The following is a 21,497-nucleotide window of genomic DNA, read 5'->3' as shown; positions in this document are numbered from 1 at the left end:
CCTTTCCGCGTCTTCGGCCCAACTCTAGGATCACTCGCGGTTGTTGACTGCCGAGTGAAGGGTGATCCCCATGGTGCTGGAGATACGTCGGGCGGGTCCGTCGGACCGGGACGCGGTGGCCCGGCTGCTGGACGAGACGTTCCGGAACGACCCGGTGAGCACCTGGGTCTTCCCGGATCCGGAGCACCGCCGCGCGGTGCACGGCGCGTTCCTCGGGGTGTTCGTGGACGTGGCCCTGGAGGAGGGCCGGATCGACTACGCGGTGGACGGTTCCTGCGCGGCGCTGTGGCTGCGGGTCCCGGCCGGCGAGCCGGAGGGGGAGGACGAGGTGCCGGCGCGGATGCGGGCGGCGGCCGACCCCGGCAACGAGCGGTGCGAACTGGTCGGCAGGCTCACCGGCGCCGTGCACCCGACCCACGAGGAGCACGAGTACCTGCTGATGATCGCCGTCGACGCGGAGCGGCAGGGGGAGGGGCTGGGCACCGAGCTGATGCGCCCGGTGCTGGAGCGCTGCGACCGGGACGGGGTGGCGGCGTACCTGGAGGCGAGCAGCGAGCGGAGCATGCGGCTCTACGAGCGGCTGGGCTGGGTCTTCACCGGTACGGCGGTGCGGCTGCCGGACGGGCCGGAGATGTGGCCGATGTGGCGGAAGCCGCAGGGCGCGGCCTCTGCGTGAGGGCGCGGACGGTAATCCCTTGTGGTACCACTTCAAGTGAAGTACTTTATTTGACGTGCCCCGGAGCGGTGGCACGGATCAAACGGGGGACATCCGTATGCGCAAGCTCACGTACTTCATCGGCGTCACCATCGACGGCTTCATCGCGGCTCCCGACGGGGGCTTCGACTTCTTCCCCCTCCACCCGGACCCGGAGTACGCCGGTTTCATGGCGGAGGAATACCCGGAGATCTTCTTCCCGGCGCCGGCCCGCAAGGCGTTCGGCCTGCCCGAGCCCGAGCTCAAGCGGTTCGACGCCGTGATCATGGGCCGGGCCACGTACGACCCCGGCCTCCAGGCCGGGCTCACCCAGCCCTACAGCCCGCTGAAGCACTACGTGGTCAGCCGCTCGCTGCCCGCCTCCACCGATCCGGAGGTCGAGTTCATCAGCGGGGACGTGGTGGCCCGGGTCAGGGAGCTCAAGGCGGAGGACGGCCTCGGCATCTACCTCTGCGGCGGCGCCGACCTGGCCGGACAGCTGGTCGAGGAGATCGACGAGTTCGTGCTGAAGACCTACCCGGTCTTCGCCGGGTCCGGTATCCCGATGACCAGGGCCGGGTTCGCGCCCCGGGACCTGGAGCTGACCGGCGTCCGGTCCTTCACGGAGGGGCAGGTGGTCACCACCTACGCCCGCAAGCGCTCCTAGGCTGTCTCCGGTTCCGGCCCCCTGGGGCCGAAACCGGAGAACCGGCCTACCGTTGAAGGTATGACCGGTCATGATCAGCATCCACACCTGACGGTCGCCCCGCAGGCCGGGCACGAGCAGCACTTCTGCCCGGCCTGCAAGCGCACCGTCGACACGGTGGTCAAGCGGCGCAAGGTCCTCGGGGCCTGGGTGCCGGTGTGGGGTCCCGGTCCCTGCCGGAACCCCGACTGTCCGGAGTACGACCCGCCGGACGGCTGAGCCCGTCCGGCGCGCCGGCCTGCCGCGGCTCGGCTAGCGCCGCGCCGCGGCCAGTCCGTTCTGCCACAGGTAGTCGACCCGGGCCCGCTCCGCCGAGTTCGGCGTCGCGTTCTGGCAGGAGGTGCCCGGCCCGCCGCCCGACATCAGCTCGCTGCAGGGCCCGGAGTAGTGGTCCGGGAGGCCGAGCACGTGTCCGGTCTCGTGCGAGGTCACCCGGGTCGAGTTGTACTGCTGGTTCTGCCGGTAGTCGAGGAAGATGTACCCGCGGCCGTGGCCGTCGGTGCTGGCGTACGAGCCGCGCGAGTCGTTGCCCTCGCGGTAGGAGAAGTGCCCGCCCGAGGACACCTCCTGGAGCTTCACGTTCGAGACCGAGCTGTTCCAGATCTGCGTGGACCGGGCTATCTGGGTCCGGAAGCTCGGCGCGTTGCGGGTGTTGTAGGTGACGGTCACCGCGAGAGCGCCGGGCTTCGCGGCCCGCTCCTGCGCGGCAGCGCGCTGCACGGCGTCGAAGAACGCCCGGTTGGCGTCGGCGTTCTCCTGTGAGCGCTCGTACGCCGCGTAGCTCGCGGGGCCGCCCGCGGCGGCATCGGGGGCGGGTGCCGCGCCGGCGGTGGGCGTGGCGCCGAGTGCGGCGGCGAGACCGAGGCCGATCGCGGCCGCCAGCAGACCCTTCCGGGAACGGTTGGTGTCATGGGCATGACGGGAGAGGCGCATGTGGGGGGCTCCTGCTCTCAATTCGGTGCGGGGGGTGGGTCGTTCGGTACCGGAGTCTGCGGGAGCCCGGGCCCGCCGCGGATGATGTCAGCACCCGATAGCACGGCCCTATCGAGGTTTTTCGGCTCGCCGATCCCCTTACGGGCAGGAGAAATTGGCGTGAATCAACGGGGTCTGGGTGACTGGTGCGGCCGACCGGCCCCGACCTACTCTCGGGTCATGGAGCTCGAGGTGAGGCATCTGCGCGCACTCTGCGCCATCGCCGACGCCGGCAGCCTGCACAAAGCGGCCCGGCAGCTGGGTGTCAGCCAGCCCTCCCTCACCACGCAGCTGCAGCGGATCGAACGGGCCCTGGACGGCGAACTGTTCCTGCGCGAGCGCACCGGCTGCCGCCCCACCCCCTTCGGCCGCGAGGTCCTCGGCCGCGCCCGCCCGCTGCTCGCGGAGATGGCCGCACTGGTGGCGGAGGCACGGGCACGCTCCCAGGGCCGGCGGCTGCGGATCGGCTCCACCGCCAGCCGCGCCCTGCCCGGCTGGCTGCGCCGCCTGCACCACCGGCTGCCCGACACCGAGACCACCCTGGTGGTCGACGTCTCGGCGAACGCCCTGCTGCGCATGACCGCCGCCGGGCAGCTCGACGTGGCCTTCGTGCACGAGGTGGAGGGCAGCCCGCTGACGGTCCCCGCGGGGCTGCAGGTGCGCGTGCTCATGGAACGGGAGCCGCAGTTCGTCTCGATGTCCAGGAGCCACCCCGCCGCCCGCCGGCCCGTCGTGGACCTGCACGACTTCGCCGGGGACCGCTGGACGGTGGACCCCTCGGTGGACGGTGAATGGGACGGGCTGCGCCGCGTCCTCGCCGGGGCCGGCCTGGACCCGCCCGTGCTGCACACCGACTACCACACCGCCGCCTCGCTGATCGTCTCCGGCGAGGCCGTCGCGCCGTGCCAGCCGACCTCCCTGCCCCGCGAGGACATGGCCATACGGCCACTGCGCGGCGACCCGCTCGCGGTGCGGCTGCTGCTGGCCACCCTGCCCGGTGCGCACGCCGAGGTGTACGCCGACCTGTGCGCGGCCTACCGCGAGGCCGCCCTGCGGACGGCTCCGTACCGGGCCTGGCTGCGGCGTACCGGCAATCCGCTGCCGGCCGCGGCGTAGCGGCGGAACACCGGCGCCGGGGGCGGACAGCGCAACGGCCCCCCGGCCCGGGGGGATCACCGGGCCGGGGGGCCTGCGCGCTCGCGGAGGAGTGCGAGCGGCCCCGGAGTGCCTCCCTGCGGGAGGAGCTCGACTAGAGGGTCTTGCCGCCGGTCACCTGCGGGGCGTCCTTGGCCTTCTCGGCGCGCTCGGCCTCCTTGGCCAGGTAGGAGCCCCACTGCTTCCGGGAGCCCGCCTGCATCCCGCGCTCGATGCGGGCGTCGATGTCCGCCTGCAGCCGGGCCTGGAAGTCCTCGCCGCTGTACTGCTCGCGAGCGGCCTCCGTGGCCTGCTCGGTGAGCTGTGCCTTGAGCTGCTTGGCCTGCTCCTTGGCGGTCGCCTTCATGTCCTTCACCTGTTCCTTCGAGTCGTTTCGGATGTCCTTGACCGCCTGCCGGAGCGACTTGCCCAGGCTGGGGCGGCTCTTGGCCTTGGCGGGCTGGAGGTGGCCGGAGAGTTCCGCGATCGTCGAATGCTGGAACAGCATCCGGATCGAAGCCTCGAGCCCGAGGGTCCGGCGCATGCGGCCGATGATCCGGGTCGCCTTCAGGGAGTTGCAGCCGAGCGCGAAGACGTTGTCGTCGATGCCGACCCGGTCGACACCGAGGACCTCCGCGAACAGCTCGCAGAGCGCCTCCTCCTGCGGGGTCCGGCCGGCCCGGTACCCGCCGGCGGGCTCCGCGGCGGCCTCGGGGACTGCGGCGCGGCGCACGAGCAGGGCCTGCAGGGTCTCTGCGGGGAGCCCGTCGCCGGACACCGCCGTGCCGGGGCCGGCTGCGATCAGCTCCCGTTCGGCGTCCGTCAGGACGTCGATGCCGTCCACGCCGTCGGTGCCGTCGGCGCCCTGCCCGGGGGCGGCGGCGATCCGCGTGAGCACGGTGTGCAGCCGCTCGGCGATCTCGCCGACCGCGTCCGGTCCGAGCAGGTTCCGGTGGTACTGCAGGGTCAGCCGGACCCGCGGGTCCGTCTCCACGATCAGCGCGAGGGGGTAGTTCGCGGCGCCCTCGGCGCTGGTGCCGGTCACCTCGATGCCCGCCGCCGCGGTCGCCTCGGCGATTCCGGCGTGGTCCACCGGGTACGACTGGAAGGCCACCAGGGTGTCGAACAGGATGTCCAGTCCGGCCGCCTGGTGGATCTCGGGCAGCGCCGCGTGGTGGTGGTCGAGCAGCCCCGACTGGCGGTCCTGCAGGCCGGTCAGCAGCTCGGCGAGGGTGTCGCCGGGCGCGAAGCGGACCCGGACCGGCAGGGTGTTGATGAACAGGCCGACCATGGACTCCACGCCCGGCAGTGCCGCCGGACGGCCGGACACGGTCGCGCCGAACACCACGTCCCGGCGGCCGGTGAGCCCGCCGAGCAGCACCGCCCAGGCGCCCTGCACCAGCGTGTTGACCGTGATGCCCAGCTCGGAGGCGCGGCGCACCAGCGCGCGGGACTCCTCCTCGGACAGGCCCAGGCCCACCTCGCCGGCCCCGGACGTCCCGCCGCGCTCGCCGGCGGCCGGGACCAGCAGGGTCGGCTCGTCCACCCCGGCGAGCTCCTCCGCCCAGACCCGGGCGGTCTCCGCCTTGTCCTGCCGGTCCAGCCAGGCCAGGAACCCGCGGAAGTCGCGGACCGGGGGAAGGCCGGAGGCGTCGCCGTCCGAGGCGTACAGGCGCAGTAGGTCCTGCATCAGGATCGGCTCGGACCAGCCGTCGATCAGCACGTGGTGGGTGGTGAGGACCAGCTCGCTCCGGTCCGGCCCGAGGCGCACCAGGGTCAGGCGGACCAGCGGCGGGACCGCGCGGTCGAAGTGGCGGGCGTAGTCCTCGGCGAGGAACCGCTCGAAGGCGGCCTCGCGGTCGGCCTCGCCGAGACCGCCGAGGTCCAGCTCCTGCCAGGGCAGTTCGACCCCGTCGACCACCAGCTGGACGAGGTTGTCCTCGGCGTCCTGGGCGAAGGCCACGCGCAGGTTGGCGTAGCGCTCGAGCAGGGCCTGTCCCGCGGCCCGCATGCGGGCGGAGTCGACCGGCCCGGACAGGTGGAACACGGTCTGCATCTGGTACGCGTCGTAGCCGGTGTCGCTGAGCGTGGACTCGAAGAGGATGCCCGACTGCAGCGCGGTCAGCGGCCATACGTCCGACAGGCCCGGGTAGCGCTGCTGCCAGGTGCGGAAGGCGGCCGAGTCCGGCGCGCTGAGCGGGGCGGTCGCGGCGGCCTCGGCGGCGCGGTCCGCCGCGGTGGCGACCTCGGCGAGCCTGGCCACCGTACGGGACTGCAGGATCTGCTTCGGGGTGACGTCCAGGCCGCGGGCGCGGGCCCGGGTGACGACCTGGATGGCGCGGATGCTGTCGCCGCCGACCGCCAGGAAGTCGTCGTCGATGCCGACCCGTTCGGCGCGCAGCACCTCGGCGAAGACGGCGGCCAGCAGCTCCTCCGTGTCCGTCCGCGGCGCCCGGTAGGCGGCGGTGGCGAGCTGCGGCTCGGGCAGGCCCTTGCGGTCCAGCTTGCCGTTCGGCGTGAGGGGCAGCGCGTCCATGACGACCACCGCGGCCGGAACCATGTATTCCGGAAGGCGGCCGGAAGCGAGGCGGAGCAGCTCACCGGTGCCGGGCCCGCCCGCCGCGGCGGCGGTCTCCTCGGCGACCACGTAGGCGACCAGGCGGTTGGAGCGGGCGACGACCACGCTCTGCCGGACCCCGGGGTGGGAGCGCAGGACGCTCTCGATCTCGCCGAGCTCCACGCGCAGGCCGTGGATCTTCACCTGGAAGTCGGCGCGGCCGATCAGCTCGATCAGGCCGTCCGGGCCAAACCGGGCGACGTCGCCGGTGCGGTACAGCCGCTCGGCCGGCAGCAGGTCGCCGTGGGACCAGTCGAGGAAGCGCTCGGCGGTCCGCTCCGGCTGGTTCAGGTAGCCGCGGGCGAGGCCCGTGCCGGCCAGGTACAGCTCGCCGGGGACGCCCGGGGGCACCGGCTGGAGGTCCTCGTCGAGGATGTACGTGCGCTGGTTCGCCATCGGGCGGCCGTAGGGGATGCTCGTCCACTCCGGGTCGGTCTTCTCGACCTCGAAGATGGTCGAGTGGATCGAGGCCTCGGTGGCGCCGCCCATCACGATGAAGCGGAGGGCGGGGGCGAAGACCCGGACCCGGTCGGCCAGCGGCACCGGCACCCAGTCACCGCCGAGCAGGGCCAGGCGGAGCCGCGCCAGGTGCGCCGCTCCCGCACCGGTCTGTTCCAGCTGGTCGGCCAGCAGGCCCAGCAGAGCCGGGGCGGAGTTCCAGACGGTGATGTTCTCGGCGACGGCCAGCTCGGCCCAGTGGGCCGGGTCCTTGGTGCGTCCGGCGGCCGGGACGACCACGGTGCCGCCGGCGATGGTCAGGCCCAGGAACTCGTACACGGACATGTCGAAGCTGGGCGAGGACAGCGCCAGGACGGAGTCCCCGGGGCCCACCCCGAAGCGGGAGTTGAGGTCCGCGATGTTGTTCAGCACGCCGGCGTGGCGCAGCGCGATCGGTTTGGGCGCACCGGTGGAGCCGGAGGTGTGGATGATGTAGCAGAGGTGCTCGGGACCGGCGAGGGGCTCCGGGTCGTGCTCGGGCCGGGCCGCCAGTACGGCGGCGTCGCGGTCGAGCAGCACCAGCGGCGGGCTCTGGTCGCCGGCGTCGGGCAGGTTGCCGGTCAGGTCCGCACGGCTGATCATCACAGCGCAGGAGGTGCCGCCCACCATGACGGCGATGCGGTCGGCCGGGTAGTCCGGGTCGAGCGGGACGTACGCGCCGCCGGCCTTGAGGACGGCGAGCTCGGCGACCAGCAGGCCGGGGGAGCGGTCCAGGCAGAGGCCGACGCGGACGTCCGGGCCGACGCCGAGGTCGCGCAGGTGGTGGGCCAGCCGGTTGGCGGCGGCGTTGACCTCGCGGTAGCTGAGCCGCTCGGTGCCGTGGACGACGGCGACCGCGTCGGGGGCGGCGGCGACCCTGGCCTCGAAGGCCCGGTGCAGGGTGCCGTGGGCGTGCTCGGGCAGCTCGGTCCCGGTGCGGTTCCACTCGATGAGCGTGCGGTGCAGCTCGTCGTCGGTGAGCAGGCGCAGGCTGCCGACCGGGCGCTCCGGGGAGGCCAGACCGTCGGCGAGCAGGGTGCGGTAGTGGTCGAGCAGGCGGACCGCGGTGTCGCGGTCGAACAGGGCGGGGTCGTAGTGGAGTTCCAGGTCCGAGCCGCGGACCAGCAGCTGGAGCTCGTACGGGGCGTGCTCGTCGGTGGGGGCGTGCTCGTCGGTGCCGGCGTGGTCGGTCCGGTCGGTCCGGTCGGCCGGGTGTGCGGCGAAGGCGGTCACGGTGGAACCGGCTATTCCGGATTCCGTGGCGGGAATCCCCGCCCCGGCCAGCCCGGTGAGCGTCGCCGCTCCGTTCACCGGGAAGTGAAACCCCCCGTCAGGACCGCCCAGGGCGATCCGGTCCTGGCCGGTGTAGCGGAACAGCAGGGCGGCGAAGGCGGCCGCCAGCACCTCGCCCCGTACGGCCTGGGAGGCCGCGGCCAGTACGTCGAAGGTGGAGTGCACCACCGCCGAGCACCGGGGCGCCGTGTCCGGGAGGCGCGGCCGGTCCGACGGCACGAGGGCCGGCGGCCAGGCCTCCTGGGAGGCGTCGTGGTGGTGGTCGAGGGTGGTCATGGTCCGACTCCGATCAGTTCTGCGGAAACGCTGCTGGGGCTCTCGATGGGAAGGGGGTGCCGGGCGCACAGCCACCGCACCTCCTCGCGGATCCTGGCGACCAGTGCGGGGTCGATCCGGTACTCGGTGTCCGTCAGGGCGGTGGTCCCCTCCAGGACGGTGTGCATCAGGAGTGCGCACTCGCGCATCTGCTCGGGGCCCATGCCGCGCTGGGCGAGGATGTTGGTGCCCAGCCGCAGCCCGCTGGTGACCAGCGGCGGCTTGGTGTCGCCGGGGATCCGGTTGCGGTTGGCGAGGATCCCGCACTCCTCCAGGGCCCGTTCGGCGATCACACCGGTCAGGCCGACCCCGGCGGTGTCGATCAGCACGATGTGGTTGTCGGTGCCGCCGGTGAGGATCCGGTAGCCGAGCGAGGACAGCTCGCCGGCGAGGGCCGAGGCGCTCTCGACGATCAGCCGCGCCGTGTTCCGGAAGCCCGGAGCGGAGGCCACGGCGAAGGCGCGGGCCTTGGCGGCGATCGAGGCCGGGCTCGGGGTGCCCTGGGACTGCGGGAACACGGCCCGCTGGATCAGCCGGTTCAGCGGGGTACGGCCGTCCGGACCGGGGGTCTGGTAGTCCCGGCCGCTCAGGATCAGACCGCCGCGCGGACCGCCGAGCTGCTTGTACGTGCTCATCGTGGTGATGTGGGCGACGTCCACCGGGCTCGGGTGCTGCCCCGCCGCCACCAGGCCCGCGATGTGCGAGATGTCGGCGAGCAGGTACGCCCCGACCTTGTCGGCGATCGAGCGGAAGCGGACGAAATCCACCGTGCGGGGGTAGGCGCTCGCGCCGGCGATCAGGACCCTGGGGCGGTGCTCCAGTGCCAGGGCCTCGACCTGCGCGTAGTCGATGCGGCCGGCCTCGTCCAGGCCGTAGTGCACCGCGTGGTAGTGGCGGCCGGTGACCGAGGCCCGGGAGCCGTGGGTGAGGTGGCCGCCGGCGTCGAGGTCCAGGCCGAGGATGGTGCCGCCCGGCGGGACCAGGGCCGCCAGCACGGCGAGGTTGGCGGAGGAGCAGGAGTGCGGCTGCACGTTGGCGTAGCGGGCGCCGAAGAGGCCCTTGGCCCGCTCGACCGCGAGGCGTTCCACCTCGTCGAACTGCCGGGCACCGGGGTGGTACCGGGCGCCGGGGTAACCCTCGGCGGTCACGTTGGACAGGGCCGCTCCGCCGGCCGCGAGGACCGACGGGTCGGCGATGCTCGCCGACGCGATCATCGCCAGGGTGGAGTTCTGCTGGTTCACCTCGGCATCCAGGAGCGCGGCGAGCTCGGGGTCGGTGTCGTTCAGGGCGTCCATGCCGATCCGGAGCAGGTCTGCCTGCTCACCGCCCACGACTAGCTGACGGGTCATCACCTATACCTCATCTCGCGCTTCCGAAGCGCCTCGAAGGATCAACGAACGATCAACTGCGGGTCGGGGCGGGACTCAGTGGGTGCGGTCCTTGTTGAAGTGCTTCATGGACCACATGAAGCCGAGGAGGGCGATGCCGGCGCACCAGGCGAGGGAGATCCAGCCGCTGTTGCCGATCTCGGTGCCGAGGAGGAGGCCGCGGAGGGTTTCGATGACGGGGGTGAAGGGCTGGTATTCGGCGAACCAGCGGAGGCCGGTGGGCATGGAGTCGGTGGGGACGACGCCGGAGCCGACGAAGGGCAGGAGGATGAGGGGGAAGGGGGCGTTGGAGGCGGCGTCGAGGGTCTTGGCGGCGAGGCCGAAGGCGACGCCGAGCCAGGTGAGGGCGAAGCTGATGCCGGCCAGGAGGCCGAGGACGGCGAGCCATTCGACGGCGGTGGCGTTGGGGTCGAAGCCCATGAGGAAGGCGACGCCGAAGACGAAGGCCATGGAGGCGATGGTCTGGCCGACGGAGGTGATGACGCGGGCGATGAGGATGGAGGGCCGGAAGATGGCCATGGTCTTGAAGCGGGCGATGATGCCTTCGGTGATGTCGACGCTGGTGGCGACGGCGGTGCCGAGCATGCCGGTGGCGGCGGTCATGATGATCAGGCCTGGGAGGACGTAGTTGACGTAGTCGTCGCTACCGCCGCCGGCGGGGGTGACGCCGGCTCCCAGAGCGCCGCCGAGGACGTAGACGAACAGGAGCAGGAACAGCACCGGGATGCCGATGATGGAGATCGTGGTGGTGGGGTAGCGGAGCTGGTTCTTGACGTTGCGGCGCAGCAGGGTGACGGAGTCGGCGACCGCGTAGGTGACGGTGCTCATGGATCTACCTCTTCTCAGGCGGCCAGGGTGGCGGGGGTCTCGGCGGTCTCGGTGGTCTCGGTGGTCTCGGCGGTCTTCTGGGCGGAGGACTGGCCGGTGAGGGCGAGGAAGACGTCGTCGAGGTCGGGGGTGTGCAGGGACAGCTCCTTGACCGTGCTGGTGTCCAGCCGGTTGAGGACCGCCTGCACGTTCTGCGCGCTGCCGTCCGAGGGGATGCGGAGCTTGAACTCCTCCTCGTCCCGGGTCGCGCCGACGCCGAGGGCGGCGGCCGCCTGGTCGAGCGCGGCCAGGCTGGTGAACTGCAGGTCGATGCTGCCGCCGGGGACCTTCCGCTTGAGCTCCTCCGGGGTGCCCTGGGCGACCAGCCGGCCGCCGTCCAGCACCGCGATCCGGTCGGCCAGCTGATCGGCCTCCTCCAGGTACTGCGTGGTCAGGAAGATCGTCACGCCGTCCGCGACCAGACCGTTGATCAGCTCCCACATCGAACGCCGCACCCGCGGGTCCAGACCCGTCGTCGGCTCGTCCAGGAAGATCAGGCGCGGACCACCCACCAGCGTCATCGCCAGGTCAAGACGCCGCTTCATACCGCCCGAGTAGGTCACCACCGGCTTCTTCGCCGCCTCGACCAGATCGAACTGCTCGACCAGCTCCACCGCCCGCTGCTTGACCGTCTTCGCCGGCAGGTGCCACAGACGCCCCATCAGATGCAGGTTCTCGTAGGCGTTCAGGAACGGGTCCACCGCGGAGAACTGACCCGTCACACCGATGCTGCCCCGCACCCCGTCCGGATCCGACCCCAGGTCATGACCCATGATCCGCGCGTCCCCCGAGTCCATCGAGGTCAGCGTCGAGAGAATCTTCACCGTCGTGGTCTTGCCCGCACCGTTGGGACCCAGCAGCGAGAACACCGAACCCTGCGGGATGTGCAGATCCACCCCGTCCAGAACCTTGTGCTCCCCATACGCCTTGCGCAGACCGGTAGCCGCAATGGCCGTCATGACATTCCTCCTCTTGATGAACTGAACGAAGCGAGTTGCACAAAGGGCGCATCGCCGTCGGTGCAGGGTGCGGGAAATTTCCGCCGGCCCTGTGCGGACGCCGGGGGTTGAGGCGATGAATAAGGGGATCCGCGCATTCGGTCGGTCAGACGGAAGGCGAGTTTGCGGTTCTTGCAGAAGACCGCGTGGGCGGAGTGCGTGAAACTCTCGACGAAATTCCCAGGCTTCATTGTGTCCTACGGGGTCGGGGCGGTCAACGCGCTGGTGGGTGTCCCGGCGGTGTCCTGGCGGCGTCCTGTCGGCGGGACGAAGCCGGCTGCTGCCGAGGGTTTCTGCCGACGTATGTGACGTAGCAATGCGGGCAGTTGGACCGCGAGCATCCTGGACAGCGCCATGGCGGCGCAACGGACTCCCAGATCGCAATTCGCGGAGAACTGCGCCGGGAACTGCCCGGAGAACTGCCGGACACCGGCGTCGGCTTGTGCGGAACTCACGGCAACTGCGCCATCAGGGAGGCGGTCGCACGGTGCCGGGCGCAGTCACGGCCGCTGAACGACACCCGCACGCGCTCGCGGACCTCGGGCCGCTGCTCCTGGCTGAGCTTGAACATGCCGTCCGCGCCGCTGACGGTGAACCGGAACGCCCCGACCTCCGGCAGGATCTGGCGGAAGTAGTCGATCGACTCGGTCATGTCCCACCGGTCTCCGAAGTCCGCCTCGAAGGCCCGCACCGTTGCCTTGACGACCTCCAGCGATTCCTCCGAGGACTTCGGGGAATCGATCTTCTCGATCGTGCCGCGCAGATGCACCGAGGTGAAGTTCCAGGTGGGAGCGGCCGGGGTTTTCCCGTAGACGGTGGGGGACACGTAGCCGTGCGGACCGGTGAAGGTCAGCAGGCCGGTTCCGCCCTTCTCGACGACGGCCCAGTGGGGGTTGTTGCGGTTCATGTGGCCGAGCAGTACGGCCCCGGAGAGATCCTCGGCCCAGTCTCCGGTCATCTCCGGATCCGGAATCACCGGGAGGTGGGTCGCGAACGGCCCTGCGGCGTCGGAGCCGTTGTGCACGAGCAGGGCCAGCGGATTGTTGCGGATCAGGTCGACCATCCACGAACCGGACGGCTCTTTGTAGAACGGTGGCACGAACATCGGGAATTCGCCCCTCTCGGCAGGCGGCTGGTGAGGTGTCTGCCGAGAAAGCTACGAGGGCCGGATTTTGGATCGTTATCGGCCTGGTTTCCGCGGGTGACGGGCTGCCGGTGCAGGTCATGGCGGGTGATCCGACCGTCCATGCTCCCAGACTTTGGCCGAAAAGCATTCGATACCGAAAGTTAAACCCCCGGGCCTAGCTTCGGAAGGAGTCGACACCGCTCCGGATCGAAGTCAGGAGAGAACATGTTCCATGTGGATTCCGAGGTCGGCGCCCTGAAACAGGTCATTCTGCACGAGCCGGGCCTGGCCTTCGAGCGGCTGACCCCGGGCAACAAGGACGAATTGCTCTTCGACGACGTCGTATGGGTGTCCCGGGCCCAGGAGGAACACCGCGAGTTCCAGCAGGTCATGCGGGACCGGGGAGTCACCGTCCACCTGCTGCACGACCTGCTCGCCGAAACGGTGAAGTACGAGCAGGCGGTCGCCTTCATCCTGGACCGGATCCTCGACGTGCGGCAACCCCACATGGGGCCGGCGCTCACCCGTGCCACGGCCGGGGTGCTGGCCGACATGGGTCCCGACGAGCTCGCCACGCACCTGCTCGGCGGCCTCAACAAGCGCGAACTCCTGGAGGCGCTGGGCGAACACCGCACCCGCGGAGCCCGCTCCCTGGGACTCGAGCTGATGCCGGACGACGGCTTCGTCCTGGCCCCGCTGCCCAACGCCCTCTTCACCCGGGACACCAGCTGCTGGGTCTACGACGGGGTGTCGGTCAACCCGATGATGATGGCCGGCCGCAAGCGGGAGACCGTCAACTACGAGGCCATCTACAACTTCCACCCGATGTTCGCCGAGTCCGGCGCGCACCGCTGGATCGACGGCGAGGCGATGGCCCCGGCCGCGATCGAGGGCGGCGACGTGGAGGTCATCGGCAACGGCACCGTCCTCGTCGGGCTGGGCGAGCGCACCACCCCGGCCGGCGTGGAGATCCTGGCCCGCCGCCTCTTCCGCACCGGCTCCGCGCGGCGGGTCATCGCCGTCGAGCTGCCCAAGGCCCGTGCGTACATGCACCTCGACACCGTGCTGACCATGGTGGACCGGGACGCCTTCACCCTCTTCACCGGCCTGGACCGGCGCCACCTGAGGTCCTGGACCCTCACGCCGGGCGCCCACCAGGTGCCCGAGATCACCGAGAACAAGGACTTCTTCGACGCCATCGCCGACGCCCTCGGCCTGGACCGGGTGCGCGTGCTGCAGACCCGCCAGAGCTCCTACGCCGCCGAGCGCGAGCAGTGGAACGACGGCAGCAACCTGCTCGCCCTGTCCCCGGGCACGGTCGTCGCGTACGAGGTCAACGAGATGAGCAACCGCATGCTCGAGGACAACGGCATCGAGGTGCTGCGGATCCGCGGCGACCAGCTCGGCCGGGGCCGCGGCGGTCCGCGCTGCATGAGCTGCCCGATCGAGCGCGACGCCGCCTGACCTTCGGGGCGCCTGACCGTCGGGGCGCCTGACTGTCGTGCCGCTTGGCCGCCAGGGCGCAAAGCAGAAGCCCCGGCGAAAAAGCGATCAATAACGAAAGAGAAACCCGCCCCGATACCTTCGTTACAGAGATCGTGTTCCGGCCAGTTCAGGCCAACAGAGAACAAAAAAGCTTAATCACGGTCCAATTCGGCCCAACACGGCCACACCCGCACATCCGGCCGATCCGGCCCACAGGCCACCCGGCCGTCCGGGAACCCCACCGACCGAGAGGAAGAGATCCCTTGTCCGAGCCCACGCCCGTCCGCGAGGCCACGCCCCGTCACTACCTGATGTGCCGGCCCACGCACTTCGACGTCACCTACGCGATCAACCCCTGGATGGACCCCGGGAAGCCGGTCGACACGGACCTGGCGGTCGAACAGTGGGAGGGCCTGCGCCGGCTGTACCTCGAGTACGGCCACACCGTCGACCTGGTGGAACCGGTCGAGGGCCTGCCGGACATGGTGTTCTCCGCCAACGGCGCCACCGTGGTCGACGACCGGGTGCTGGTCGCGAAGTTCCGCCACCCCGAGCGCACCGCCGAAGCGCCCTCCTACCACGCGTGGTTCACCTCCCGGGACTATCCGCAGGTCACCTCCGCCGAGTACGTCAACGAGGCCGAGGGCGACTACATCGTCGTCGGCCGGACCGTCCTGGCCGGCACCGGCTTCCGTACCGACCCGCGGGCCCACGCGGAGGCCCGGGAGGCCCTCGGCGTCCCCGTGGTCAGCCTCCAGCTGGTCGACCCGCGCTACTACCACCTCGACGTGGCCCTGGCCGCGCTCTCGGACACCGAGGTCATGTACTACCCGGGCGCCTTCTCCGGGGAGAGCCTGGCCGTGCTGCGCGAGCTCTACCCGGACGCGCTGCTGGTCGACGCGGCGGACGCCGAGGTCTTTGGGCTCAACGCGGTCTCCGACGGCAGGCACGTGTTCCTTCCGGAGACCGCGACGGGCCTGGCGCGGCAGCTGCGCGCCCGCGGTTTTGAACCCGTCGGTGTCGACCTCTCCGAACTGTTCAAGGCGGGCGGCAGCGTCAAGTGCTGCACGTTGGAGATCCGCCACCGGGTCACGGCAGGCGCCTGACCCGAGCACGCACCGCCCCACCGCCCGGCGTCGCGGACGCCGGGGTCACCCCACCGTCACCACTGCGCAAGCGGGAGAGAATTTCCATGATTGCTCGCGAACACCAGATCTACGACGTGGTCGGCATCGGCTTCGGCCCGTCCAACCTGTCCCTCGCCATCAGCCTGGAAGAGCACCGTGCGAACGTCCTGACGAACCCGATCACCTCGGCCTTCTTCGAGAAGCAGCCCCGCTTCGGCTGGCACCCCAACATGCTGCTGCCGGACGCGACCATGCAGATCTCCTTCCTCAAGGACCTGGTCACCTTCCGCAACCCGGTGTCCCGCTACAGCTTCGTCTCGTTCCTGCACTCCCAGGGCCGGCTCGCCCGCTTCGTCAACCGCCAGGACTTCTTCCCGACCCGCGCCGAGTTCCACCAGTACCTGGAGTGGGCCGAGTCCAGCCTCAGCAACGTCGTCACCTACAGCTCGGCGGTCACCGGGATCCGGCTGCCCCCGGAAGCCCTCCACGGCACGCCGGAGTACGTGGAGGTGGACGTCCGCACCGCCACCGGGGAGACCCGTACGGTCAACGCGAGGAACGTGGTCGTCTCGACCGGCCTCGTCCCACGCATGCCGGACGGCATCAAACGGGACGCCCGGGTCTGGCACAGCTCGGAGTTCCTCGCACGGTTCGCGGAGGTGGACCCGGCCCGGCTCCGGAGGGTCGCGGTCGTCGGTGCCGGCCAGAGCGCCGCCGAGATCACGAAGTTCTTCCACGACCGCCTCCCCGAGGCGCAGGTCACCGCGATCATGCCGTCGTACGGGTATTCCGTCGCCGACGACACCCCGTTCGCCAACCAGATCTTCGACGCGGCGGCCGTCGACGAGTACTACTTCGGCGCCGACGGGGCCCGCGACGCCTTCTGGCGCTACCACAAGAACACCAACTACGGCGTGGCCGACTCCGACATCATCCGCGACCTCTTCGAGATCCAGTACGCCGAGGAGGTGGGCGGCGCCAAGCGGCTGCACTACCGCAACCTGACCAAGGTCCGTGCCGTCGAGCAGGCCGGCGACGAGCGGATCGTCCACCTGGTCTCGCAGCTGGAGGGCGAGCCGCAGCAGCTCGACGTCGACGCCATCGTCTTCGCCACGGGCTACGACTCCCTGGACCCGAGCAGCCTGCTCGGCGACCTCGACCGCTTCTGCCTGCGCGACGAGTCGGGCCGTCACCGGGTCGAGCGCGACTACCGGCTCGTCACCACCCCGGACCTGCCCGTCGGCATCTACCTGCAGGGCGGCACCGAGCACACCCACGGGCTGAGCTCGTCCCTGCTGTCGAACATCGCCGTGCGCAGCGGCGAGATCGCCGACTCCATCATCCAGCGGCGGGCCGAGCGCGAACTCGTGCCGGCCGGCGCCCTCCAGGCGGCCGACAGCTGATCCGGCTCCGTCGCCGCCCGCCCCCCACGACGACCCTTTTCCCCCACGGGTCGTCGCGGGGGGCATTCTGCTGGCCACGGCGCCGGTCGCGGCTGCCACGGCGGCGGCCACAGGAATTGCGGAGGTTTTCCTCCATGGTGCTCGCGCGCGCGTGCGCGTAACTTCGGATATACCCACCGACATTCACCCGTGAAGAAAGAAGGAGGCATCGTCATGGATTCCACAGCAGGCGCGGTCATCGCCAGTTCGGCCATGCTGAGCAGCACGGCCGTGGTCGTCACCGGACTGGTCTGGCTCGCCACCAGCCGGGCGCGCGAGCGCCGGCACGCGGACCACGCGGCAGCCGCCGTACAGCGCGAACTGCGTGCAGAGGTAGCTGAGTTGACCAAGAGCGTGGGTGCGATGCAGCGGCTGCTGGAGGGCGCCGACTAGGCCCGCCGCTTCCCGGCTTCCCCGTTTCTCCTCTTCTCTTCCTCTCTGTTTCCCCGCTTCTTCACTTCTCCTGTCTTTCTCTTCCCCCCTCGCTCCACGAGTGGTCCGATGTGCTGGTGAAGGTGTCACCGCCGGGTTTCTCCCGGCGGGCCTTCCAGGGCCTTTTCGAGCCCCCCGCATCCCCCGGAAGCCAGTCGATATTGGCCTGATAACGCTCCTCCCTAATGTCTTCCTCATGAAGACGCGACGCCGGACCCCGGCGCACGCGGAGGCGCAGATCCCCGGTGGAGGCGACGCACATGACTGACGACACGGACGAGTACGGCATCGCGGCGCGAGAGCGGCACAGCGGCCTCGGATCCGACAACGAGCGCAAGCTGGCGGGTCTCTGGGCCGGCGTGCTCGGCGTGCCGGCCGACCGCATCCAGCGCACCGACAACTTCTTCGAGATCGGCGGCACGTCACGGGCCGCCGCACGTCTGGTGATCGCGCTGGACCAGGGGCTCTCCCTGAGCGAGTTCGCGCGCTGCTCCACCCTCGGCGAACTGGCGGCCCTGCTCGACGAGAGGCACGGCGCCCGACCCGTACCGGCCGCCGGCTGACGCCCGCCCGGCATCCACTCGAATCGTTCATGGGAGACAGCGAAGATGACGACCGTAATCGAAGCTACGACAACGCAGCAGGCGACGGAGCAGGTCCTGGACGCGTCCCCCGAGGGGATGCCCGCGACGAACCCCGTCACCGATCCGTTCGACCCCAGGCACTGGACCCCGGAGCAGCGCGCCGCCGCCCAGCAGCCCGACTGGCCGGTCCCCGCCGCCGTCGACGTGGTCCGGGCCCAGCTGGACGCCGCGGTCCCGCTGGTCTCCGCCAACGAGTGCGCGACCCTCAAGCAGCGCATGGCCGCGGTCGCCCGCGGTGAGGCGTTCCTGCTGCAGGGCGGCGACTGCGCCGAGACCTTCGCCGACGCCTCGGCCGCCGCCGTGCGGGCGAAGATGCGGACCCTGCTGCAGATGGCCCTCGTCCTCACCTACGCGGGCAGTGTCCCGGTCGTCAAGATCGGCCGCATCGCGGGGCAGTACGCCAAGCCGCGCTCCCAGCCGACCGAGACCCGCGACGGCATCACCCTGCCGGCCTACCGGGGCGACGCCGTCAACGGCTTCGACTTCACCCGGACCCAGCGCATCCCCGACCCGGGGCGCATGCTGCGCATGTACCAGGCGGCCGCGTCCACCCTGAACCTGGTGCGCGCCTTCACCACGGGAGGTGACGCCGACCTGCATCAGGCGCACAGCTGGAACCAGGACTTCGTGCAGACCTCCCCGATCGGCTCCCGCTACGCCCGGCTGGTCGACCAGATCGACCAGGCCCTGTCCTTCATGCGTGCCTGCGGCAGCGACGAGGCGGCGATGCGGGCCGTCGAGTTCTTCGTCAGCCACGAGGGCCTGCTGCTGGAGTACGAGCGGTCGCTCACCCGGATCGACGAGGCCACCGGCCGGCCCTACGCCGCCAGCGGGCACATGCTGTGGATCGGGGAGCGCACCCGCGACATCGACGGACCGCACATCGACTTCTTCTCACGGATCGCCAACCCGATCGCGGTGAAGCTGGGGCCCACCACCACCCCGGACACGGCCATGCGGCTGATCGACCGGCTCGACCCGGAGCGGGAGCCCGGACGGCTCACCTTCGTGGTGCGGATGGGCGCGGGCACGGTCCGCGACCGGCTGCCCGCGCTGGTGGAGCGGGTGACGATGGAGGGCGCCCCCGTTGCGTGGGTCTGTGACCCCATGCACGGAAATACCTTCCAAGCCCCTTCCGGGCACAAGACGCGGCATTTCGACGACATTATCGACGAGGTCACGGGATTCTTCGAGGTGCACCGGAGTCTCGGTACCCACCCCGGCGGAATCCACCTGGAGTTCACCGGTGACGACGTCACCGAGTGTGTCGGAGGAGGAGCCCGGGTGCGTTTCGGTGACCTGACGGATCGCTACGAATCCGCTTGCGATCCCCGCCTGAACCGCACTCAGTCGCTCGAACTCGCATTCCTCACCGCCGAAATGTACCGGCGGCGCTGACCCCCGGTCGACCACGATCCCGGCTCTGGCCGAAGGAAGTGATCCAGCATGCGTCTTGTCATTGCCGAAGGCTCCGCGATCCTGCGGGCGGGCCTGGCCCACGTGCTCGGCGACCGGGGCCATGAGCTGGTCGCCGCGGTCCACGACGCCCGAGTGCTTCCGGCCCTCATCGACACGCACCGCCCGGACGTCCTCATCTCCAACGTCAGGCTCGCGCCGGCCTGGAACGACGAGGGAGTGGGCGCGGCGCTCGCCGCGCGCGGCAGTCACCCGGGGACCGGCGTCCTGCTCTTCTCCGCGGCTCCCGAACCGCAGCACGTCGCCCGCCTGTTCGGGGACGACGGTGCCGGACTGGGCTATCTGCTGCAGGACCGGATGACCGACGCCGACGAGGTCGTGGGCGCGTTGTCGCAGGTCGCGACGGGTGGCACGGTGGTCGATCCGCGGATGGTCGGAGCCCTGGCGGCACGGGCCTCGGGTCACGGCCCGGCCGAGGAGGCGGCGCCCGACGCGCTCGCCTCGCTCAGCGAGCGGGAGCGGGAGGTCCTGTCACTGATGGCGCAGGGCCGTACCAACAGCGCCATCGCGGAACGGCTGATCGTCTCAGCCGGAACGGTGGAGAAGCGGGTCGCCGCGGTCTTCGACAAGCTCGGCATACCGGGCAGCCCGGGCGACAACCGCCGGGTACTCGCGGTGCTCCGCTACCTGGCCGCGCACCACGGCCGTACCGGCGGGAACGCCCTGCTCAACCGGCCTGCAGGGACCGCGCCGGGCACGGTGGACATCGCCCGCGAACGACGCCGCCGGATGCTGCACCGGGTGGCCTAGTGCGGAATTCATGATTCACTCGAGAGGACTTGACAAGGTCTCAATCCTGCCCTTCTCCAAGAGGCGTTGGCGGAAAATCATGGCCTCATAGCGCGCACTTAGTCGGCTGAAATGAGGTCGTGCACGTGAACCTGGCCAACAACACCGGTGTCGGAACGCAAGCCCCCCACCGTCCCGGTCCGCAGGTGTCGAGGCTGATTCCCCCGCAGCGGGCAATACGCAAAGGGCAGCCCGGGGCCGAACAAGTACTGACGACGAGAGTGGGCCTGCAACTCCCTGTCGTCTTCACCTTCGAGGACTGGCAGCGCGCCGGCCGCCAGCTGGCGGGAGTCGTGGACTCCTCCGCGTGGTGGCTGGGCGACTGGCTGGCCTACGGCAAGGACCACTACGGCGACCGCTATCAGCAGGGCATCCAGGCAGCGGGCCTGCGGTACCAGACGCTGCGCAACTACGCCTGGGTCGCCCGCCGGTTCGATCACAGCCGGCGGCACGGGAAGCTCACCTTCCAGCACCACGCCGAGGTGGCCTCGCTGCCGACCGAGGAAGCGGACCAGTGGCTCGGGCGGGCCGAGGAGCTGTCGTGGACGACCAAGCAGCTCCGGGCCGCCCTGCGCGAGGCCCGCGAGGGCGACGGCGTCATCCGTGACAGGCCGGCTCCGCGGCGCCAGCTCGCCGTGCCGGCGGAGCGCTTCCAGCACTGGGTGAAGGCGGCCGAGCAGCTGGGTACGGACCTGGACGAGTGGGTCCTGGCGACCCTCGACCGCGCGGCCGAGCGGGTCTTCGAGGCCCTGGGCCCGGTCGACCCGGTGGCGGCCCTGGAACCGGCGGAGCCGGTCGGCGCGGCGGAGCCGGTCCTGCCGGTGGAGGAGTCCGCGCCGGCGGTGGAGTCCGCGCCGGCGGTGGAGTCCGTAGCGGTGGAGGAGTCGGCGGCGGTGGAGGAGTCCGCGCCGGCGGCGCAGCCGGAGCCGGCGGCCCCGTCCTGGACGGCGTCCGCCGAGCCCGCGCCCGTCGAGCCGTCCGCGCCGATCGAGCCCTCCGCGGTCGTGGACCCCTACGAGGCCGCCGACCCGTACGGGGCGATGGATTCCGGCGATGTGGCCGACCCGTACGAGGCGATGGCTTCCTACGGGGCTGCGGATCCGTACGAGACCGCCGATCCGTACGAGGCGATGGATCCCTACGACGCGGCCGATCCGTACGAGGCCGCGGAGCCCGTCACGGCCGTCGAGCCGCCCGCGGACCCGGTGGACCGGGCGGCGGCAGCAGCGGCCCGCGCGGCCGCCCGGGAAGCCCGGCTCGAGGCCCTGCTCGCCGGATGGGCGGCCGAGACGGACGGCTGAACCGCCTCCGGACCGGGCATCCCGCCCGGACGACAGCACACGCACCAAGCCGAAGAGCGCCGGCCCGTGGACACGAAACCACGGGCCGGCGCTCTTTTTCGGCATGTACGGACGGGCGCGAGTGCCCCCGGCAGGACTCGAACCTGCGGCCAAGTGCTTAGAAGAGACCTTTGCAGTACGGGCCCGGCGTCGCTCTGACCTGCGGCGGAGCACG

Annotated in this window: 18 protein-coding genes; 12 read left to right on the top strand and 6 right to left on the bottom strand. The window is 71.0% G+C overall.

Going from position 1 to position 21,497, the window contains the following annotated elements; genetic code table 11:
• Nucleotides 1–70 precede the first annotated feature (70 nt).
• The 3 genes from ACGFQ9_RS36115 to ACGFQ9_RS36105 all read left to right on the top strand — a co-directional run bounded on the left by ACGFQ9_RS36115 (nucleotide 71) and on the right by ACGFQ9_RS36105 (nucleotide 1,619).
• Nucleotides 71–676, top strand: a complete 606-nt coding sequence (locus tag ACGFQ9_RS36115; RefSeq protein ID WP_393579903.1) for a GNAT family N-acetyltransferase — start codon at nucleotides 71–73, stop codon at nucleotides 674–676.
• A gap of 97 nt (nucleotides 677–773) precedes the next feature.
• Nucleotides 774–1,361, top strand: a complete 588-nt coding sequence (locus ACGFQ9_RS36110; protein ID WP_393579902.1) for a dihydrofolate reductase family protein — start codon at nucleotides 774–776, stop codon at nucleotides 1,359–1,361.
• Between the two features lie 60 nt (nucleotides 1,362–1,421).
• Nucleotides 1,422–1,619, top strand: coding sequence for a hypothetical protein (locus ACGFQ9_RS36105; protein ID WP_393579900.1), 198 nt, complete (start codon nucleotides 1,422–1,424; stop codon nucleotides 1,617–1,619).
• A 33-nt stretch (nucleotides 1,620–1,652) separates the two neighbouring features.
• Here ACGFQ9_RS36105 and snpA read toward each other — a convergent pair whose 3' ends face one another.
• On the bottom strand, nucleotides 1,653–2,333 hold the full coding sequence (gene snpA / locus ACGFQ9_RS36100) for a snapalysin (RefSeq protein WP_393579898.1): 681 nt from the start codon (nucleotides 2,331–2,333) through the stop codon (nucleotides 1,653–1,655).
• A gap of 219 nt (nucleotides 2,334–2,552) precedes the next feature.
• Between snpA and ACGFQ9_RS36095 the strand changes: the two genes are divergently transcribed.
• A complete protein-coding gene (locus ACGFQ9_RS36095) occupies nucleotides 2,553–3,488 on the top strand; it encodes a LysR substrate-binding domain-containing protein (RefSeq protein ID WP_393579897.1) in 936 nt (311 codons plus the stop codon).
• A gap of 133 nt (nucleotides 3,489–3,621) precedes the next feature.
• Here ACGFQ9_RS36095 and ACGFQ9_RS36090 read toward each other — a convergent pair whose 3' ends face one another.
• From ACGFQ9_RS36090 to ACGFQ9_RS36070, 5 genes are all read right to left on the bottom strand, one after another.
• Nucleotides 3,622–8,169 carry an amino acid adenylation domain-containing protein gene (locus ACGFQ9_RS36090; RefSeq protein ID WP_393579896.1) on the bottom strand — a complete coding sequence of 1,516 codons (4,548 nt, stop codon included), beginning with the start codon at nucleotides 8,167–8,169 and terminating at the stop codon, nucleotides 3,622–3,624.
• Nucleotides 8,166–9,557, bottom strand: a complete 1,392-nt coding sequence (glyA, locus tag ACGFQ9_RS36085) for a serine hydroxymethyltransferase (RefSeq protein WP_393579895.1) — start codon at nucleotides 9,555–9,557, stop codon at nucleotides 8,166–8,168. Before glyA ends, ACGFQ9_RS36090 begins: the two co-directional genes overlap by 4 nt.
• Before the next feature lie 75 nt (nucleotides 9,558–9,632).
• Complete coding sequence (locus tag ACGFQ9_RS36080) at nucleotides 9,633–10,424, bottom strand: ABC transporter permease (protein ID WP_393579893.1); 792 nt, start codon at nucleotides 10,422–10,424, stop codon at nucleotides 9,633–9,635.
• A gap of 14 nt (nucleotides 10,425–10,438) precedes the next feature.
• Entirely contained in the window at nucleotides 10,439–11,422 is a 984-nt protein-coding gene (locus ACGFQ9_RS36075) for an ATP-binding cassette domain-containing protein (RefSeq protein ID WP_393579891.1), read from the bottom strand.
• Between the two features lie 490 nt (nucleotides 11,423–11,912).
• Complete coding sequence (locus ACGFQ9_RS36070) at nucleotides 11,913–12,566, bottom strand: FMN-binding negative transcriptional regulator (RefSeq protein ID WP_393579889.1); 654 nt, start codon at nucleotides 12,564–12,566, stop codon at nucleotides 11,913–11,915.
• Between the two features lie 246 nt (nucleotides 12,567–12,812).
• On the opposite strand from ACGFQ9_RS36070, the gene ACGFQ9_RS36065 reads away from it, so the two are divergent.
• The 8 genes from ACGFQ9_RS36065 to ACGFQ9_RS36030 all read left to right on the top strand — a co-directional run bounded on the left by ACGFQ9_RS36065 (nucleotide 12,813) and on the right by ACGFQ9_RS36030 (nucleotide 21,283).
• Nucleotides 12,813–14,051 carry an arginine deiminase gene (locus tag ACGFQ9_RS36065; RefSeq protein ID WP_393579888.1) on the top strand — a complete coding sequence of 413 codons (1,239 nt, stop codon included), beginning with the start codon at nucleotides 12,813–12,815 and terminating at the stop codon, nucleotides 14,049–14,051.
• A gap of 332 nt (nucleotides 14,052–14,383) precedes the next feature.
• A complete protein-coding gene (gene ddaH, locus ACGFQ9_RS36060) occupies nucleotides 14,384–15,178 on the top strand; it encodes a dimethylargininase (RefSeq protein ID WP_393580015.1) in 795 nt (264 codons plus the stop codon).
• Between the two features lie 86 nt (nucleotides 15,179–15,264).
• Complete coding sequence (locus ACGFQ9_RS36055; RefSeq protein WP_393579886.1) at nucleotides 15,265–16,602, top strand: lysine N(6)-hydroxylase/L-ornithine N(5)-oxygenase family protein; 1,338 nt, start codon at nucleotides 15,265–15,267, stop codon at nucleotides 16,600–16,602.
• Nucleotides 16,603–16,815: 213 nt separating this feature from the next.
• Nucleotides 16,816–17,034 carry a hypothetical protein gene (locus ACGFQ9_RS36050; protein WP_393579885.1) on the top strand — a complete coding sequence of 73 codons (219 nt, stop codon included), beginning with the start codon at nucleotides 16,816–16,818 and terminating at the stop codon, nucleotides 17,032–17,034.
• A gap of 299 nt (nucleotides 17,035–17,333) precedes the next feature.
• Entirely contained in the window at nucleotides 17,334–17,636 is a 303-nt protein-coding gene (locus tag ACGFQ9_RS36045) for an acyl carrier protein (RefSeq protein WP_393579883.1), read from the top strand.
• Nucleotides 17,637–17,681: 45 nt separating this feature from the next.
• On the top strand, nucleotides 17,682–19,115 hold the full coding sequence (locus ACGFQ9_RS36040) for a class II 3-deoxy-7-phosphoheptulonate synthase (protein ID WP_393579882.1): 1,434 nt from the start codon (nucleotides 17,682–17,684) through the stop codon (nucleotides 19,113–19,115).
• A 48-nt stretch (nucleotides 19,116–19,163) separates the two neighbouring features.
• Entirely contained in the window at nucleotides 19,164–19,943 is a 780-nt protein-coding gene (locus tag ACGFQ9_RS36035; protein ID WP_393579881.1) for a LuxR C-terminal-related transcriptional regulator, read from the top strand.
• Nucleotides 19,944–20,203: 260 nt separating this feature from the next.
• Nucleotides 20,204–21,283: an LmbU family transcriptional regulator gene (locus ACGFQ9_RS36030; RefSeq protein ID WP_393579880.1), complete on the top strand. Its 1,080-nt coding sequence runs from the start codon at nucleotides 20,204–20,206 to the stop codon at nucleotides 21,281–21,283.
• Nucleotides 21,284–21,497: the final 214 nt, after the last annotated feature.

This window comes from Streptomyces sp. NPDC048603 (assembly GCF_043199475.1).
In the GTDB taxonomy this organism is placed as follows: Bacteria; Actinomycetota; Actinomycetes; order Streptomycetales; family Streptomycetaceae; genus Streptomyces.
This window is presented reverse-complemented; position numbering and strand designations above follow the sequence as displayed.